Origin of the sequence: Aminobacter sp. SR38, from assembly GCF_014843375.1 — a bacterium.
Lineage (GTDB): Bacteria > Pseudomonadota > Alphaproteobacteria > Rhizobiales > Rhizobiaceae > Aminobacter > Aminobacter ciceronei.
In genome coordinates this window covers 5,214,569-5,231,893 of record NZ_CP062112.1, presented here as the reverse complement: position 1 = coordinate 5,231,893, position 17,325 = coordinate 5,214,569, and the positions used below count along the sequence as shown (strand labels likewise).

Annotated in this window: 16 protein-coding genes and 1 tRNA gene; 4 read left to right on the top strand and 13 right to left on the bottom strand. The window is 63.5% G+C overall.

Translation table 11 applies throughout. The annotated features are described in order from the left end of the window. Window positions 1-82: 82 nt before the first annotated feature. The 3 genes from IG197_RS25580 to IG197_RS25570 all read right to left on the bottom strand — a co-directional run bounded on the left by IG197_RS25580 (window position 83) and on the right by IG197_RS25570 (window position 2,609). Window positions 83-469, bottom strand: coding sequence for a MerR family DNA-binding transcriptional regulator (locus IG197_RS25580; protein WP_055969316.1), 387 nt, complete (start codon window positions 467-469; stop codon window positions 83-85). A gap of 160 nt (window positions 470-629) precedes the next feature. Continuing rightward, on the bottom strand, window positions 630-2,060 hold the full coding sequence (gene mgtE / locus IG197_RS25575; RefSeq protein WP_192315690.1) for a magnesium transporter: 1,431 nt from the start codon (window positions 2,058-2,060) through the stop codon (window positions 630-632). 126 nt (window positions 2,061-2,186) lie between these two features. After that, window positions 2,187-2,609: a helix-turn-helix domain-containing protein gene (locus tag IG197_RS25570; protein ID WP_154383897.1), complete on the bottom strand. Its 423-nt coding sequence runs from the start codon at window positions 2,607-2,609 to the stop codon at window positions 2,187-2,189. Window positions 2,610-2,681: 72 nt separating this feature from the next. On the opposite strand from IG197_RS25570, the gene IG197_RS25565 reads away from it, so the two are divergent. From IG197_RS25565 to IG197_RS25555, 3 genes are all read left to right on the top strand, one after another. After that, the gene (locus IG197_RS25565; RefSeq protein WP_192315688.1) at window positions 2,682-4,991 is read left to right on the top strand and encodes a heavy metal translocating P-type ATPase; all 2,310 of its coding nucleotides are present in this window, start codon (window positions 2,682-2,684) and stop codon (window positions 4,989-4,991) included. Window positions 4,992-5,258: 267 nt separating this feature from the next. After that, the gene (locus IG197_RS25560) at window positions 5,259-6,167 is read left to right on the top strand and encodes a glycosyltransferase family 2 protein (RefSeq protein WP_192315686.1); all 909 of its coding nucleotides are present in this window, start codon (window positions 5,259-5,261) and stop codon (window positions 6,165-6,167) included. Beyond that, on the top strand, window positions 6,164-6,916 hold the full coding sequence (locus IG197_RS25555; RefSeq protein ID WP_192315684.1) for a hypothetical protein: 753 nt from the start codon (window positions 6,164-6,166) through the stop codon (window positions 6,914-6,916). Before IG197_RS25560 ends, IG197_RS25555 begins: the two co-directional genes overlap by 4 nt. Window positions 6,917-7,023: 107 nt before the next feature. Here the strand turns inward: IG197_RS25555 and IG197_RS25550 are convergent. Then, window positions 7,024-7,108, bottom strand: a tRNA-Leu gene (locus tag IG197_RS25550). Between the two features lie 209 nt (window positions 7,109-7,317). Here IG197_RS25550 and lipB point away from each other — a divergent pair. Beyond that, window positions 7,318-8,058: a lipoyl(octanoyl) transferase LipB gene (gene lipB, locus IG197_RS25545; protein ID WP_192315682.1), complete on the top strand. Its 741-nt coding sequence runs from the start codon at window positions 7,318-7,320 to the stop codon at window positions 8,056-8,058. 547 nt (window positions 8,059-8,605) lie between these two features. Here lipB and IG197_RS25540 read toward each other — a convergent pair. The 9 genes from IG197_RS25540 to IG197_RS25500 form a co-directional block, all read right to left on the bottom strand. Further along, a complete protein-coding gene (locus IG197_RS25540) occupies window positions 8,606-9,892 on the bottom strand; it encodes a lipoprotein-releasing ABC transporter permease subunit (RefSeq protein ID WP_192315680.1) in 1,287 nt (428 codons plus the stop codon). Next, the gene (locus tag IG197_RS25535; RefSeq protein WP_192315678.1) at window positions 9,889-10,038 is read right to left on the bottom strand and encodes a hypothetical protein; all 150 of its coding nucleotides are present in this window, start codon (window positions 10,036-10,038) and stop codon (window positions 9,889-9,891) included. Before IG197_RS25535 ends, IG197_RS25540 begins: the two co-directional genes overlap by 4 nt. A gap of 241 nt (window positions 10,039-10,279) precedes the next feature. Next, complete coding sequence (locus tag IG197_RS25530; RefSeq protein ID WP_067960781.1) at window positions 10,280-10,963, bottom strand: ABC transporter ATP-binding protein; 684 nt, start codon at window positions 10,961-10,963, stop codon at window positions 10,280-10,282. Further along, on the bottom strand, window positions 10,963-12,249 hold the full coding sequence (locus IG197_RS25525; RefSeq protein ID WP_192315676.1) for a lipoprotein-releasing ABC transporter permease subunit: 1,287 nt from the start codon (window positions 12,247-12,249) through the stop codon (window positions 10,963-10,965). The genes IG197_RS25530 and IG197_RS25525 overlap by 1 nt, the downstream gene beginning before the upstream one ends. Beyond that, on the bottom strand, window positions 12,246-13,574 hold the full coding sequence (gene proS / locus IG197_RS25520; protein WP_067966358.1) for a proline--tRNA ligase: 1,329 nt from the start codon (window positions 13,572-13,574) through the stop codon (window positions 12,246-12,248). Before proS ends, IG197_RS25525 begins: the two co-directional genes overlap by 4 nt. A gap of 463 nt (window positions 13,575-14,037) precedes the next feature. Beyond that, window positions 14,038-14,307 carry a DUF1467 family protein gene (locus IG197_RS25515; protein WP_192315675.1) on the bottom strand — a complete coding sequence of 90 codons (270 nt, stop codon included), beginning with the start codon at window positions 14,305-14,307 and terminating at the stop codon, window positions 14,038-14,040. Beyond that, window positions 14,304-14,708, bottom strand: coding sequence for a methylmalonyl-CoA epimerase (mce, locus tag IG197_RS25510; protein WP_192315673.1), 405 nt, complete (start codon window positions 14,706-14,708; stop codon window positions 14,304-14,306). Before mce ends, IG197_RS25515 begins: the two co-directional genes overlap by 4 nt. 95 nt (window positions 14,709-14,803) lie before the next feature. Then, the gene (locus IG197_RS25505; RefSeq protein WP_192315671.1) at window positions 14,804-16,474 is read right to left on the bottom strand and encodes a ribonuclease J; all 1,671 of its coding nucleotides are present in this window, start codon (window positions 16,472-16,474) and stop codon (window positions 14,804-14,806) included. A 22-nt stretch (window positions 16,475-16,496) separates the two neighbouring features. Continuing rightward, entirely contained in the window at window positions 16,497-17,324 is an 828-nt protein-coding gene (locus IG197_RS25500) for a biotin--[acetyl-CoA-carboxylase] ligase (protein WP_192315669.1), read from the bottom strand. Window position 17,325 lies beyond the last annotated feature (1 nt).

Here is a 17,325-nt window from a genome sequence, read left to right as displayed (position 1 = left end):
TACTCCCGAGGGGTAGTTGACCATACCACAATGCCGTAGGCGAGTCCGGGCTGCCGCCCGCAGAGCGTGACCGGATCGGGCGTCAGGTGTTGACGCCGAGTTCGACCAGCCGCTCGACGCAGGATTCCTCGGCCTGGTCGAGCTCGGCCAGCGTCTCCTCGAGGTCGCGGCGCTTCTGGCGCAGGTCCTCGCGCTTCTCCTCGATGCGCTTGATCATCAGCTTGAGTTGACCGACTTCGCCGGGCGGCTCGCGATACATCTGGATGATCTCGCGGATCTCGTTGATCGAGAAGCCGAGCCTTTTGCCGCGCATGATCTGGCGAATGAGATGCCGATCGGATGGTCTGAACAGGCGGGTGCGACCACGGCGGACGGGCTGGACCAGCCCCTCATCCTCGTAGAAGCGCAGCGTGCGCGTCGAAATGTCGAATTCCCGGGTCAGTTCGGTAATCGAGTAATATTCCCGCATCGTCTCTCCACCCGGCGGACGCTATCGCCCCGCCTCAAATTCATGCCGGGCACTAGCCGAGGCGATCATGCCGCGCGACTGATCCGCGCAAGCCGAGGAACCGTCACCGATCCCTCGCGGAGTCTGGCACGCGATTTACGTAAAAGTCAATCGAGCACAACTATCCCGGAGCGGTTCCGAGATGCAGCCACCAGGTGGCGAGACTGAGGAAGGCCAGGAAGCCGATGACGTCAGTGATCATCGTCGTGAAGATCGATGACGAGATCGCCGGATCGGCGCCGAATTTGTCGAGCAGCAACGGAATGAGGATTCCGCCGAGTGCCGCCGCCAGCATGTTGAGGATCATCGCCGCTGCAATGACGAAGCCGAGGTCCGGGTTGTGGAACCACAGGCCGGCAACGAGGCCCAGGATGGTCGCGATGACCGCGCCGTTGAGCAGACCGACCATCACCTCGCGGCGAATGACGCGGCCGGCATTGTAGATGTCGAGGTCGCGGGTCGCGAGTGCGCGCACCGTCACCGTCATCGTCTGCGTGCCGGCATTGCCGCCGAGCGAGGCGACGATTGGCATCAGTGCCGCCAGTGCCACCATTTCCTCGATCGTCGCGCCGAACTGGCTGATGACGGATGCCGAGATGAAAGCGGTGCCGAGATTGACCAGCAGCCAGGGCACGCGCGAACGCGACGTCGCCGCCACCGTGTCGGACAACTCTTCGTCGCCGACACCGCCCATGCGCAGCAGATCTTCCTCGGCCTCCTGCTGGATGACGTCGACGACATCGTCGATGGTCAGCACGCCGACAAGACGCTCGTTCTCGTCGACGACGGCCGCGGAAAGCAGATCGTATTGCTCGAATTCGCGCGCCGCCTCTTCCTGGTCCATCGTTGCAGGAATGGCATGGCGCGTCTCGTGCATCACCTCTTCGATCTTGACTGCGCGCTTGGTGCGCAGGATCTGGTCGAGGTCGACAGCGCCGAGCAGCTTGAAGGTCGGGTCGATGACGAAGACCTGGCTGAAGCGGTCGGGCAGGTCCTTGTCGTCGCGCAGATAGTCGATCGTCTGGCCTATGCTCCAGAAAGGCGGCACGGCGACGAACTCGGTCTGCATGCGCCGGCCGGCCGATTCCTCAGGATAGTCGAGCGAACGGCGCAGCCGGATACGTTCGGTGAACGGCAGCTGCGCCAGGATCTCGTCCTGGTCCTCGGTGTCGAGATCCTCGAGAATGTAGACCGCGTCGTCGGAATCGAGTTCCTGGACGGCTTGGGCGATCTGCTCGTTGGGCAGGTTGTCGACGATGTCGAGGCGGATCGCCTCGTCGACCTCGGTCAGCGCCGAGAAGTCGAAGTCCGAGCCCATCAGCTCGACAAGCGCCAGCCGCTGTTCCGGCAGCAGCGCCTCCAGCAGGTCGCCAAGTTCGGACTGGTGCAGGACGGAGACGTCGCGCTTCAGCGTCAGCGTATCGCGGTCGGCGATTGCCGCCCCGATATGGGCCAGGAACGGCGCGAGAATCACCCCGTCATCGCCATAGATTTCGGCGCGGACAGCGTCAGCGGCGTCGGCGCCGTGGCTATGGTCGTGTCGGGCTTCCATCGGCGCTTCCCGCTTGCGGATTTCGGGATTCGAGGTGGGTTATCCCTAGCCCGCAAAGGGCCGGAATATCAAATGAAATACGGCCCGGACGCAGCACTTCGAACAGGCGGCGCGCGCCTGTCTCAATCAGGCCACATGATCGGCGGCGCAGTGGCCGTGATCGGCCAGAACCTCGATGATGCGGCAGTCGCAGATACGGCCATGGCCGCACTCGTCGATCATGCGGGCGAGCTCGCCGCGCAGCCGCTTGAGCTTCTCGATGCGACGGTCGACCTCAAGCAGATGCGACTGGGCGATGCTGTCGGCCTGATGGCAGGAGGCCTGCGGCTCCTGTGACATGGCAAGCAGTTCGCGGATGTGATCGACTTCGAAGCCGAGTTCGCGGGCGTGGCGGATGAAATTCAGCCGGTCGATCTCGGTCTTGCCATAGCGGCGCTGGTTGCCCTCGGTGCGCGGCGGCGCGGCGATCAGCCCAATCTGTTCGTAGAAGCGGATCGTCGGCACTTTGACACCGGTTCGCCGCGCCAATTCGCCAATCGGCAGATTCATCGAAAAATCCTCTTGATCCTCTAGTGGCTAGAGATTCTAGCATCGCTTCATATAGGATTGAAAGGACCTGAAATGAACGACGCCAGCCACGGCAAGACACGCTTCCGCGTCGGCGGCATGGATTGCGCCTCTTGCGCGACCAAGATCGAAAACGCGGTCAGCCGCCTGCCCGGCATCACCGAGGTCGGCATTTCGGTGTCGGCCGGCACCATGATCGTCACCCATCAGGGCCCCGCCCCCTCCGCCGCCATCTCGAAACAGGTGAAGGCACTTGGCTACTCGGTTGCCGAAGTGGGCGCAGCCAGGACCGCGGCACCGACGGCTCGTGTCCATGAGCACGGCCCGAACTGCAGCCACGACCACGTCGGCCACAACCACAGCCATGACGACCACGCCGGCCATGACCATGCAGGTCGCGACCATTCCGGCCACGATCATGGCCACCATTCCGGACACGACCATGGCGCGGCGGCGGCAAGTGTTGCCGGGGCCGGCCACGATCATTTCGACCTCGACGACGGCCCGTGGTGGAAATCGCGCAAGGCCAAGCTCACCATCACCTGCGGTGCGGCACTTGTCGCCGCCTACGCCATCGGCCAGCTCTTGCCTCAGATCGGGCATTGGGCTTTTCTGGCAGCACTTGCGGTCGGCCTGGTGCCGGTCGCCCGCCGCGCTTATGCCGGTGCCATATCGGGCACGCCGTTCTCCATCGAGACCTTGATGACCATCGCCGCCGTCGGCGCGGTGTTCATCGGCGCGACCGAAGAAGCAACGATGGTCGTCCTGCTGTTCCTCATCGGCGAATTGCTCGAAGGCGTCGCCGCCCGCCGCGCACGCGCCAGCATTCGCGGCCTTGCCGACCTCGTCCCCAAGACCGCCCTGGTCGAGGAAGGTGGCACGACGCGCGAAGTTGCCGCCGACACGCTTCAGGTCGGCGCGATCATGCTGGTCCGGCCGGGCGACCGCGTTGCCGCCGACGGCATGATCGTCGAAGGATCGAGCACGCTCGACGAAGCCCCTGTCACCGGCGAGAGCGTGCCCAAGTCGAAGAGTGCAGGCGACGACGTCTTTGCCGGCACGATCAACACCGATGCGGTGCTCCGGGTCCGCGTTACCGCAGCTGCCGCCGACAACACCATTGCCCGCGTCATCAAGCTGGTCGAGGAAGCGCAGGAGAGCAAGGCGCCTACCGAGCGCTTCATCGACAGCTTCTCGCGCTATTACACCCCTGCCGTCCTCGTCGTCGGCGCGCTGGTTGCCATCCTGCCGCCTTTGGTTGCCGGCGGCGACTGGTCGGAGTGGATCTACAAGGGCCTCGCCATCCTGCTGATCGGCTGTCCCTGCGCGCTGGTCATCTCGACGCCTGCCGCGATCGCCGCCGGCCTGTCCGCCGGCGCCCGCCGCGGCCTGCTGCTCAAGGGCGGCGCCGTGCTCGAGGGCATGCGCCGCGTCACCACGGTCGCGCTCGACAAGACCGGCACGCTGACCGAAGGCAAGCCGAAAGTCACCGACATCATCGGCATCGGCCTCTCCGAGGCCAATGTCCTGTCGCGCGCCGCCGCATTGGAAACAGGCTCCAGCCATCCGCTGGCGCTGGCCATCCTCGGGCGCGCCAAGGCCGATGGCGTGCCAATACCACCGGCCAATGCCGCCAAGGCCATCGCCGGCAAGGGCGTGACAGCCAGGGTCGGCGGCGAGGAGGTTTTCCTCGCCTCACCTGGTGCTGCCGAAGAAATGGCCGGGCTGTCAGCCGAACAAAAGGCGCGGATCGCCGCCTTCAATGCCGACGGCAAGACAGTCTCGGTGCTGCTCGTCGACGGCAGGGTCGCGGGCATTCTCGCCATGCGTGACGAGCCGCGCGCCGATGCCATCGCCGCTCTCGCCCGGCTCAAGGACGATGGCATCGCCACAGTCATGCTGACCGGCGACAACGAGGCCACTGCCAAAGCCATCGGCAAGGGACTCGGCATCAACGTCCGCGCCGGGTTGATGCCAGACGACAAGCAGCGCATCGTGCGCGAACTGCAGAAGCAGGGCCAGGTTGTCGCCAAGGTCGGTGACGGCATCAACGACGCCCCTGCTTTGGCCGCGGCCGACTTTGGCGTCGCCATGGGCGGCGGCACAGATGTCGCGCTCGAAACGGCCGACGCCGCGATCCTGCATGGCCGCGTCAGCGACATCCCCGACATGATCGCACTGTCCAGGACGGTGATGGGCAACATCGCCCAGAACATCACCATCGCGCTCGGCCTCAAGGCGGTCTTCCTGGTGACGACGATCATGGGCATCACCGGCCTGTGGCCGGCGATCCTGGCCGACACAGGCGCGACCGTGCTGGTCACCGCAAACGCAATGCGCCTGCTCGCCTGGCGCGGGCGCTGACGAAAGCCGGCTCTGCCAGGTCTCAAGCGCGCAGAGCCGCCCCGGCACACTGCTTCAGCTCGCGAGCTTGCCCGGCTCCACCATCCCTGGGCATCGCCGTCTGGCCGGCGGCGATGCGGCGCACGTCACCGCCGACGCCACGCCCTGTTCGCATGGCGTCGACCCTTAAGACAGACACCACGACTTGAGCGCGACGGAATGTGTGTTATCGTCCCTGCATTGCGAAGGGACGATCGCAGTGTACCGTGGATAACATGCGCGCACTGAATGTCGTCACAACCAGCACCTGCCCCTGAACTTGCCACCATCGTCATTGGCTACCGGGCCCCGGCGGAAATCGTCGGCGCCGTCCGCTCGTTACGCGAACAGTCGGTGGCGACCGACATTCTCGTCGTCAATTCCGGCGGCGGTGACATCGGCGCCCTGCTCCGCCGCCACGGCCTCGACGTCGCCTTCGTCGAATTCGAGGAGCGCCTTTATGTCGGTGCCGCCAGAAACCGCGGCATCGAACGAACCAGGGCGCCCTACGTCGCCTTCCTCGCCGATGATTGCCGCGCCGCACCCGGCTGGGTCGAGCGCCGCCTTGCACGCCATAAGGCCGGCGCGCCTGTCGTCGCCAGTGCTGTGATCAACAGCAAGCCGCAAAATCTGGTCGCCTGCGCCGCCCATCTCAGCCTGTTCATGCGCCGCCTGCCCGGATTGCCGGAGGAACAGGCGATTCGCTATGGCGCCTCCTTCGAGCGCGGCCTGTTTGCGCGTCATGGCCTCTATGACGAGACGATGGCGACCGGCGAGGACAGCGAATTCCTGTTGCGCCTGCCCGCCGAACTCAAGCCGGCCTGGGATGGCGACATAAGAACGGTCCATCTCAACGAAACGAGGATCTTGCGCTTGCTGATCGACCAGTATCAGCGCGGTACCAACTACGGCCGTGAAATGCACCGGCTGTCCGGTAAATCCTTGCGCAAGATCGCCCGCGATGTGCTGCGCCAGCACCGCCCCGCCCGCCAACTGGCCATGGCGGGGCTCTCCGGCGACGAACTGATCCAGACGCTGCGGGCCATGCCCATCCTGCGGCTCAGCCTGCTCGCCAAGGCCGCCGGCGTTTTGATGGCGGCCGACAGCAGGGACAAATCTGTCATCGCTCCCCTGAGCCGGCACGGGCTGCGGCCATGATCACCGTCACCCCCAAGCCACAGCGCCGACGCCGTTGGCGCGATTTTTTCCGCCGCCGGCAGACGGTTCTTGCCGTTTTCAGCTACCGCTACGACGCCCATCTGGTGCCCGACCTGCTGACCAACATCGATCCGATCGTCGACGGCTGGGTCGCGCTGGACGACCGCGCCTCCACCGGGATTGTCAGCAGCGAGTTCGAGCGCCAGCGCACCCTCATCGGCGCTGCGCGGGCCGCCGGCGCCGACTGGATTCTTGCCATGGATCCGGACGAGCGATTCGAGATCGGCGCTGCGACCGCCATTCGCAGGCTGCTGTATCCGCGCAAGCCGACGGCCTGGGGCTTCAACCTGCGCGAACTCTACGAGCCAGACGCCTATCGCATCGACGGCATCTGGGGCCAGAAGGTCCGCTACCGGCTCTTCCCCGCCTTTGATGCAGCCGAACTGCCCGACCGTGGCATGCATGCATGCTGGTATCCGCGCGACGGCCGCTATCTCGAGCGGCACTGCGACCTGAACCTCTATCATCTCAAGATGATTGCGCCGGTCAGGCGTACGGCGCGCCGCGATCTTTACAATCACCTCGATCCGCAGCTTCGCGACCAGCCGATCGGCTACGACTATCTTGCCGACGAAACAGGCGCCCGCTTCGAAACGATTCCGCAGGGCCGCGCCTACGCGCCGCCACATCATGATGACGGAGGCTTGTGGATGGCCGACCTGGCTGCAGCAGTTCAGACGGAACCTTAAAAACGGCCGTCAACATCCTGCACGTGTTTGATGATTGAGGAGTTTCCGGCTTTTCAGCCTGCCGGCACGTCTGGCCGGTGAAGCGGATATTTCCGCTTAGGAGTGACTGGTGCGGTCGAGAAGACTCGAACTTCCACGGGTTGCCCCACAGCGACCTCAACGCTGCGCGTCTACCAATTCCGCCACGACCGCACTGTCACGAAGGGCCGGTCCGAACCGGCTCGCGGCATGTAGCAAATCGTTTCCGGGGAAACAAGCGCCCTGTGCGATATTCGTCCATCATTCTTGCATACCCCAAGGGAAGCCGCATGACGGAGGCTGCGATAGCCGGCTTTCTAAGCCTGACCACTGGACGTTTTATCCTCAAGCCGCCATATCAGGTCGACGAACGGACCCCCAGAATGACCGAACGCAGCCTGATCGCCACGTCGTTTCTTGCCCTTCCCGGTTCAGCACCGGTCGAATGGCGAATCGAACCAGGCCTGACGCCCTACGATCAGGCGCTCGCCTTCATGGAACAGCGCGCAGATGCGATTCGCCAGGGCACATCAGGCGAGATGGTCTGGCTCGTCGAGCACCCGCCTGTTTACACCGCCGGCACCAGCGCCCAGGAACAGGACCTTGTCGAGCCCGACCGGTTTCCAGTCTTCAAGACCGGGCGCGGTGGCGAATACACCTATCATGGGCCCGGCCAACGCGTGGCCTATGTCATGCTCGACCTCAAGCGAAGGCGCGAGGACGTCCGCGCCTTCGTTGCGGCACTCGAATCCTGGATCATTTCGGCGCTTGCCGCCTTCAACGTGAAGGGCGAACGGCGCGAGGACCGCGTCGGCGTCTGGGTGGTGCGGCCCGACCGCCCGGCCCTGCCTGACGGCTCGCCGGCGGAAGACAAGATCGCAGCCATCGGCATCCGTCTTCGCCGCTGGGTCAGTTTCCACGGCATCGCCATCAACGTCGAACCGGAGCTCGGCCATTTCTCCGGCATCGTGCCGTGCGGCGTCACCGACCACGGCGTTACCAGCCTCGTCGACCTTGGCCTACCGGTGACCATTGATGACCTGGATGTCGCGCTTAAAACTGCCTTCGAAGAGATATTCGGGCCGGCCGAAACCACCGCGACCGCTGTCCGGAAGACGGCCTGAGGCCGCCTTCCCGCGCGGCAGCTGAGATCCGCGCTTGATTCAACTCATTTTGCGCCAGGCGGCGCTGGCTCAGTCTTTTCCGTCGTGGCGAATTCAGCCCGCACGGTGACGGCATTTACCCGGCGCTCTGTTTCAGGTTGGGATTCAGCTCGCGCTGCTCATCAGGCACTCCAATCAGAGTGCGCCGATCCACACAGCCATGGTGACAAGGAAGGTGCTCATGCAGACCATCGAAATGACATCCTGTACCAGCTCGGTCATCTGTTGCTCCTGTTTTTAATATGTTCGCAATTTGTTCTATTTTTGTTCAAATGTCAACGCGAGCCATTGCATCCGGCAGCAGCCACTCGCCGCAACCGATTCGACAGTAAATGAAGGGTTTATCCAGGCGAACCGAGACCTTCGCTCGTTAACGAACAGGCAACGGCGTCATCAGGCGATAGGGACAGCGGTTGAGAACAGATTCGTCCGGCTCAAGCGCCGGGCATCTTCGGCAAGCGTCAGTGGCGCTCGACGCCCTTGAGCTCGATGACATGCTCGATGCCCATCATTCATACCTCAGGGCTTCGACCGGATCGAGCGCGGCCGCCCGCCATGCCGGAACCAACGTCGCCAGGAACGACAGCACCAGTGCCATCAGCACCACCGAGATGGTCTCGCCGACATCCATCTTGGCCGGCAGCTGGCTGAGGAAATAGAGCTCGGGGTTGAACAGCACGGTACCCGACAGCCAGGAAAAGAACTGCCTGATGCGCTCGACATTGAGGCAGATGACCACGCCGAGCAGCACGCCGGCGAGCGTGCCGGTCATGCCGATGGCAGCTCCCGTCATCAGGAAGATGCGCATCACCGCACCGCGTGTCGCCCCCATCGTGCGCAGGATGGCGATGTCGTGGCCCTTGTCCTTCACCAGCATGATCAGGCCGGAAATGATGTTGAGCGCCGCCACCAGCACGATCAGCGTCAGGATCATGAACATGACGTTGCGCTGGACCTGCAGCGCCGAAAAGAAGGTCTGGTTGCGCTCGCGCCAGTCGGTCAGGAAGATCGGCCGCTGTACCGCCTCCTCCACCTTGGACCTGATCGCGTCAACATTGTCGGGATTGTCGAGATAGACCTCGAGGCTCTGCGCCTTGCCTTCGGAGTTGAAGTACGTCTGCGCTTCAGACAACGGCATGAACACGATCGAGGCGTCGTATTCCGACATGCCGACTTCGAAGATCGCCGTGACCGCATAGCCTTGCAGGCGTGGCGTCGTGCCAAGCTGACTGACATCGCCGTCAGGCGCGATCACCGTAATGATGTCGCCCAGCGCCAGGCCGTGATTCCTAGCCATGCGGCTGCCGATTGCGACGCCGCCGGCCGTATCGAAACCGGCGATGGCCCCCTGTTTGATGTTATTGGCAACCAGCGTGATCTTGCCGAGATCCTCTCCGCGGATGCCGCGCACCAGCGCGCCGGAACCGGCGCCGACATTGCCCCGTGCCAGCACCTGACCTTCGACCATTGGAATGGCGTATTTGACGCCTGGGACACCAATGATCCGCTTGGCAAGCTCGGCATAGTCCTCCAGCGCCAAATCGACCGGCGTGACGATGAGATGGCCGTTGATGCCAAGAATCCGCGAAAGCAACTCCGCTCGGAAACCGTTCAACACCGCCATCACGACAATCAGCGTGGCGACACCCAGCATGATGCCAAGGAAAGAGATCGAGGCGATCACCGATACCATCATTTCGTTGCGCCGCGAGCGCAGATAGCGCCACGCCACCATGCGCTCGAAAGTCGAAAAAGGTCCGGCGCCTGCCGGCTTGGCTGCGCTTGTCTGGCTCATGCGGCAACGCCCAGGCGCTGGAGGGTGCTGGCCAGTAGAACCGTTTCGCGCGTGTCGCTCTTGCGGTTGATTTCGACCTCGCCGGCGGCAACACGACGCGGTCCGACGATGACCTGCCGGGGCAGGAAACTGCACGACAAACGCATGGGCTGGTCCGCAAAATGAGGAACGTTGCGCCGGAATCGGCGCACAGCTTCAGTGCACAGGCTTCATAGCCATTTCGTGGCGGAATGGAAACTCGCGGGCGCGAGGCAACCGCAGAGCATGCGGCCGCGTTAGCCTGCCTTGTGAGAAGGGCCGCGGACCACCAGCGGTAACGGACCGCACGAGATGTGAAGCGGGCAGCAGCTCGCTTCTGGAGACACCGTGGACGGAAGAAAGGCAGCCCTACAATGGCACGATCTTGCCTTCGGAAAGCGTAACGCGACGATCCATGCGTCCTGCAAGCTCGTGGTTGTGGGTGGCGATCAGAGCCGCCAAGCCCGACTGCCGCACAAGTGCTGAAAGCGCGTCGAAGACATAACCCGCCGTCACCGGGTCGAGATTGCCGGTCGGCTCGTCGGCCAAAAGCACCAGCGGCGCATTGGCCACCGCGCGTGCAATCGCCACGCGCTGCTGTTCGCCGCCTGACAGCTCCGACGGCCTATGCTGCGCCCGCTTGCCGATCTTCATGTAGTCGAGCAGCATACCGGCACGCTCGGCCGCTTCTTTGCGCGACAGGCCCTTCACCAGTTGCGGCATCATCACATTCTCCTGCGCGGAGAATTCGGGCAGCAGGTGATGGAACTGATAGACGAAGCCGACGTCGTTGCGACGGATGGCAGTACGCTCATCGTCCGACAGCCGCCCGCAGGCACGCCCATTCAGGATGACGTCGCCGGCGTCGGGCCGCTCGAGCAGCCCCGCCGTGTGCAGCAGCGTCGACTTGCCGGCACCCGAAGGCGCCACCAGCGCCACCATCTCGCCGGGCTTCAGCGCGAAGCTGGCATTGTTGAGGATCGTCAGCTTGCGCGAACCCTGCTCATAGTGGCGCTCGACGCCCTTGAGCTCGATGACATGCTCGATGCCCATCATTCATACCTCAGGGCTTCGACCGGATCGAGCGTTGCCGCCCGCCATGCCGGAAACAGCGTCGCCAGGAACGACAGCACCAGTGCCATCAGCACAACAGAGATGGTCTCGCTCATGTCCATCTTGGCCGGCAGCTGGCTGAGGAAATAGAGCTCGGGGTTGAACAGCACGGTGCCCGACAGCCAGGAGAAGAACTGTCTGATGCGCTCCACATTGAGGCAGATGACGACGCCGAGCAGCACGCCGGCGAGCGTGCCGGTCATGCCGATGGCAGCTCCCGTCATCAGGAAGATTCGCATCACCGCGCCGCGTGTCGCCCCCATCGTGCGCAGGATGGCAATGTCGCGGCCCTTGTCCTTCACCAGCATGATCAGGCCGGAAATGATGTTGAGCGCCGCCACCAGCACGATCAGCGTCAGGATCATGAACATGACGTTGCGCTCGACCTGCAGCGCCGAAAAGAAAGTCTGGTTGCGCTCGCGCCAGTCGGTGAGGAAGATCGGCCGTTGCGCCGCTTCCTCGACCTTGGGTTTCAGCGCGTCGACATTGTCGGGATTGTCGACATAAATCTCGATCGAGCCGACCTTGCCTTCGGAGTTGAAGTAGAGCTGCGCCTCGTTGAGCGGCATGAACACGATCGAGCTGTCATATTCCGACATTCCGACTTCGAAGATGCCGGTGATCGGATAAGCCTTGGCTCTCGGCGTCGTTCCCATCGGTGTCACGTCGCCGTCGGGCGAAATCAGCCGGATGGAATCGCCCAGAACCAGCCCCATGTTCTCGGCCATGCGCTTGCCGATCACCACGCCCTCGCCCTGGTCGAAGCCAACGATCGAACCCTGCCTGATGTTGTTGGCGACCAAGGTCACCTTGCCCAAGTCGTCGCCCCTGATGCCACGCACCAGTGCGCCGGAACCGGCGCCGACATTGCCCTGGGCAAGCACCTGGCCCTCGACCAGCGGGATCGCGTATTTCACGCCCGCCACGCCATTGATGCGGTCAGCGACCGCTGCATAATCCTCGAGCGGCGTGTCGGTCGCGGTTACGACAAGATGGCCGTTGACGCCAAGGATGCGGGTCAGCAGCTCGGCGCGAAAGCCGTTCATCACCGCCATCACCACGATCAGCGTGGCGACACCCAGCATGATGCCGAGGAAGGAGATCGAAGCGATGACGGAAATCACCGTCTCCTTGCGCTTCGAACGCAGGTAGCGCCATGCCACCATGCGTTCGAACACCGAGAAAGGCCCAGCCCCTGCCGGTTTCGCCGCCACCGCCTGGTTCATGCGTTGGCGCCCAGCTTGGCCAGCGCCTCGGCCACCGGCAGCGTCAGGCGCTCGCCGGACTTGCGGTTCTTGATCTCGACCTCGCCGGCAGCCGCACCACGCGGGCCGACGATGACCTGCCAGGGCAGGCCGATCAGATCGGCGGTCGCGAACTTGCCGCCCGCGCGCTGGTCGGTATCGTCATAGAGCACGTCCTTGCCGGCCGCTTCGAACGCCTTGTAAAGCTCGTCGCAGATGCGGTCGCAGTCGGCGTCGCCGACCTTCATGTTGATCAGGCCGATGTCGAACGGCGCCACAGCCTCCGGCCAGATGATGCCGTTCTCGTCGTGGCTTGCCTCGATGATCGCTGCGATCAGGCGGCTCGGGCCGATGCCGTAGGAGCCCATCGACACGAAATGCTCCTTGCCGTCGGGGCCCATGACCTTGGCGCCCATGGGCTTGGAATACTTCTCGCCGAAGTGAAAGATGTGGCCGACCTCGATGCCGCGCGCCGATACCTTGTCGGCCTCGGGCACTGCCGCCCACGCGGCCTCGTCATGCATCTCTTCGGTTGCCGCATAAGGCGTCGTCCACTGCTTGACGATGCCGTCGATCTCGCCGTCATTGGCGAAATCGGTCGCAGCGCCCGGCACAGGCAAAGCAAGGTAGTCGCGGTGGCAGAACACCTGGCTTTCGCCCGTCTCGGCCAGGATGATGAATTCGTGGCTGAGATCGCCGCCGATCGGGCCGGTGTCGGCGCGCATCGGGATCGCCTGCAGACCCATCCGGGTGAAGGTGCGCAGGTAGGAAACGAACATGCGGTTGTAGGCAGCTTTCGCGCCTTCGTAGTCGAGGTCGAACGAGTAGGCGTCCTTCATCAGGAATTCGCGCGAACGCATGACGCCGAAGCGCGGACGCATCTCGTCGCGGAACTTCCACTGGATGTGGTACAGGTTGAGCGGCAGATCCTTGTAGGACTTGACGTAGGACCGGAAGATTTCCGTGACCATCTCTTCATTGGTCGGGCCGAACAGCATGTCGCGTTCGTTGCGATCCTTGATGCGCAGCATCTCCTTGCCGTAGTCGTCATAGCGGCCGCTTTCGCGCCACAGCTCGGCCGACTGGATGGTTGGCATCAGGATTTCCAGCGCCCCTGCCCGGTCCTGCTCCTCGCGCACGATGCGGCAGATCTTGTCGAGCACACGCTTGCCCAGCGGCAACCAGGAGAAGCTGCCCTGGCCCTGCTGCCTGATCATGCCCGCGCGCAACATCAACCGGTGCGAAACGATCTCCGCCTCGCGGGGATTCTCTTTCAGGATGGGCAGGAAATAGCGCGACAGACGCATCGAATGTTCCATGAAATCGGTGATGCCGGAATCGGCATGACAAGGAGGCTTGCTTGAACGGGCTTCATAGCCATTTCAAGGCGGAATGAAAACCCGCGCATGCCGTTTCGACGCAGCGTCACAATGCGCTTTGTGGTTGATCGAGGGCACTTGCCAATCAATTGTGCAACGCAGCACAGGATTGCCCGCCAGGAAGCAAAATTCCGCGTGACAATTCATTTCGGCTTGGTCTAATGTGCCCCGATAACCGAGAGGGCGGAGAAAAAATCCGCTCTCCTACGCGGTCAAAGTCTTGGGAGGATGCGATCTAGGCGCGATAACTCGCTGCCGCCGGCAACGGAAAGCAGATCGGACGCGTTTAAATTGCAAGGCTTCGTGCCTTGCATTTTTTTTGGGCAATCATCAGCTTATGCTGCTTCGCTGAGAAGCAACACTAACTGCGTTCCCCTCCCCTAGGAATGCGTCAATTGATCTCGGGAATGAACTGCGGGAAATCGTCGAAGCCGTAGCCCAGCCCCTTGGTGACGAAATAGAACGCCCCGATCACCACAGCGGTCACCACCGTCGTCCACAGCATAGCGCGCAGCATATGCGGTCCGCGCGGCGCACTTGCCTCCGTGCCGAGCGTCACGTCACGGTCGTCGTCCTGGGTCTTCAGGCCAAAAGGCAGGATGGCGAACAAGGTCAGCCACCAGAAGACAAAATACATCGCTGCGAGTGATACCCAGGTCATACCTGCTCCAGTTCTACCAGCGTGCCCTGGAAATCCTTGGGGTGGAGAAACAGCACCGGCTTGCCGTGCGCCCCAATCTTCGGATTGCCGTCGCCGAGCACCCGAGCGCCCGTCGCCTTGAGATGGTCGCGCGCGGCCAGGATGTCGTCAACCTCGTAGCAGACATGGTGCATGCCGCCCGACGGGCTTTTGGCCAGGAACGCCGCAATCGGCGACCCCTCGCCCAGCGGCTCGAGCAGCTCGATCTTGGTGTTGCCGACGTCGATGAAGACCACGGTCACGCCATGCTCCGGCAGCGCCTGCGGCGCGCCGACATTGGCGCCGAGCGTATCGCGATAGACAGCACTTGCCGCTGCGAGGTCGGGCACGGCGATCGCAACGTGGTTGAGACGTCCAAGCATGGTTCCAAATCCCAGCGAATGGCGACCAGTGAGCGCGGAACAGGACGAAACGGCCACAACAGCCGTCTGTTGCCTATTCTCCACTCCCTGTCCGCTCACCTCGTGACGAACACCGTCACCAGCGGTTTCTTGCCCCAGGCTTCGTTGGCGGCACCACGCACAGCGCGACGCACGGCTTCCTGCACCAGGTCGAGGTCTTTTCGCCGCGCGCGGGGTATCGAGTCCACGGCGCCGATTGCCGCATCGAGCATCAGCTCCTCGAGATCTTCGCCGGCAGAATCGGTTTCGGCGACGCCGATCGCCACCAGATCCGGGTCGCCGGCGAGCTCGTACTTGTCGTCGAGCACAACGTTGACTGCAACATGGCCGGCAAACGACAGCTTGCGCCGGTCGCGAATGCCCATTGCCTCGTCGGAACCGATCAGCTTGCCATCCTTGTAGACGCGGCCGAACGGCACCTGGTCGATGATCTCGGCAGCTCCCGGCCACAGCCTCAGCATGTCGCCGTCGCGGATCTGCGCCACCTCGGGAATGCCCGACAGCGACATCAACGAACCCTGACCGACAAGGTGGGCGGCCTCGCCATGCACCGGCACGCCGATGCGCGGGCGAACCCACTCATACATGCGTTTGAGTTCCGAGCGGCGTGGATGGCCGGAGACGTGGACCAGCGCGTCACCGTCCTCGATGATCTTGATGCCTTGGTCGATGAGCAGGTTCTTGATCTCGAGGATCGCCTTCTCGTTACCAGGAATGGTGCGCGAGGAAAACACCACGGTGTCGCCGGGCGAAAGCGCCACCGACTTCATCTCGTCACGCGCCAGCTTGGCGAGTGCTGCGCGCGGCTCGCCCTGGCTGCCGGTACAGATGACGACGAGATTTTCGCGCGGAATGTAGCCGTAATCCTCTTCGGATACGAACTCGGGCAGCCCATCCATGTAGCCGAGTTCGCTCGACACGTCGATGACGCGCTTGAGCGAACGGCCCATGACGAGAACCTGTCGACCGGCATCGCGCGCGGCTTCCGCGATCGAGCGGATGCGACCGACATTGGACGAGAAGGTCGTGACCGCGACACGGCCCTTGGCTTCCTCGATGACCTTGCGCAGCCCCTGCCCGACCTGCTGCTCGGACGGCGAGTCGCCCTCGCGCAGCGCATTGGTCGAATCGCAGACGAGTGCCAGCACGCCCTTGTCGCCATAGGCGCGGAAGCGAGCCTCGTCGGTCATCGGGCCGATTTCGGGCGCGGGATCGATCTTCCAGTCGCCGGTGTGGATCACGGTGCCGGCGGGCGAGGTGATTGCCAGCGACACGGGCTCCGGGATCGAATGGCTGACAGCGATCGCCTCGATCTCGAACGGACCGACGGTGAATTTTTCGCCGGCACGATAGACAGTCACCGGGATCTTCGGCGCACCCTGCTCCGACTGGCGCTTGGCTTCCAGCAGGCCGGCGGCGAATGGTGTCATCCACACAGGTGCCTTCAGCTTCGGCCAGGTGTCGAGCAGCGCACCGTAATGGTCTTCATGCGCATGCGTGATGATGATGCCGCGGAGGTTTTCCAGCTGCTCCTCGATGAAGCGCGTGTCGGGCAGCACAAGGTCGACGCCGGGCAGCGTCGCATCGGGGAACGTCACGCCGACGTCGATGATGATCCATTCACGCTTGTTCGCCGGGCCGAAGCCATAGAGAGCGAAGTTCATGCCGATCTCGCCGACACCGCCCAGCGGCACGAATACGAGCTCGGCTTTTTCCGCTTTAGCCATACCAGAAATCCTTTCAGGCCTGTCAGGCCGCGCCGGCCGAAGCAACCGCGCCGAAATGCACGTCGCCGGCGGCGATCTTTACCGTCTCACCTTTAGTGTCACGGATCACGAAGCGGCAATCCTCGTCGATGGTCTCGAAGACGCCGCGCACCACATTTCCCTCGATCCGCACCGCGACTTCGCTGCCGAGGCCGGCCGCGCGTGCAAGCCAGCGCTTGCGGATCGCCGCCAGTCCCCTGCCGCCGGCCCAGATGCGTTCGTTCTCGCTCCAGGCATCGGAAAGCGCCAGGAACAGGGTCTCGGCATCGACGCCAGCCCCCAGGCTGGCGAGCGAGGTCGCGGGATAAGGCACGTCGGTCGGATGCGCCACGACATTGACGCCGATGCCTATGGCGATCGCCAGCCTGCCTTGCCCGAGCAATGTCGATTCAAGCAGGATGCCGGCAAGCTTGGCGCCGGAAGCCAAGACGTCGTTCGGCCATTTCAGCTCGAAACGCTTGACGCCCTGCCCGCTGCCGCCGTCGACGCCGACCGAAAAGCGCGCATTCGGCGCAACTGCGTCGAGTGCATCGGCAAGCGCCAATCCGGCGACGAAGCCAAGCGTCGCCGCATATTGCAGGTCGTGGTCGAGAACCTTGAGCAGGGTCGCTGCGAGATTGCCTTCCGGCGTCGCCCAGGCGCGGCCACGTCGACCACGCCCGCTTTCCTGTTTCTTCGAAACGACCCAGAGTTTTCCAGGGTCGCCGGCCATCGCCCGTTCCAGCGCCAGTGCGTTGGTCGAGCCCACGGCGTCATGGGCTTCGAGGCGGAAACCGTCGGCAGTTGCTGTCGGTGCGAGCTGGAACCCCATA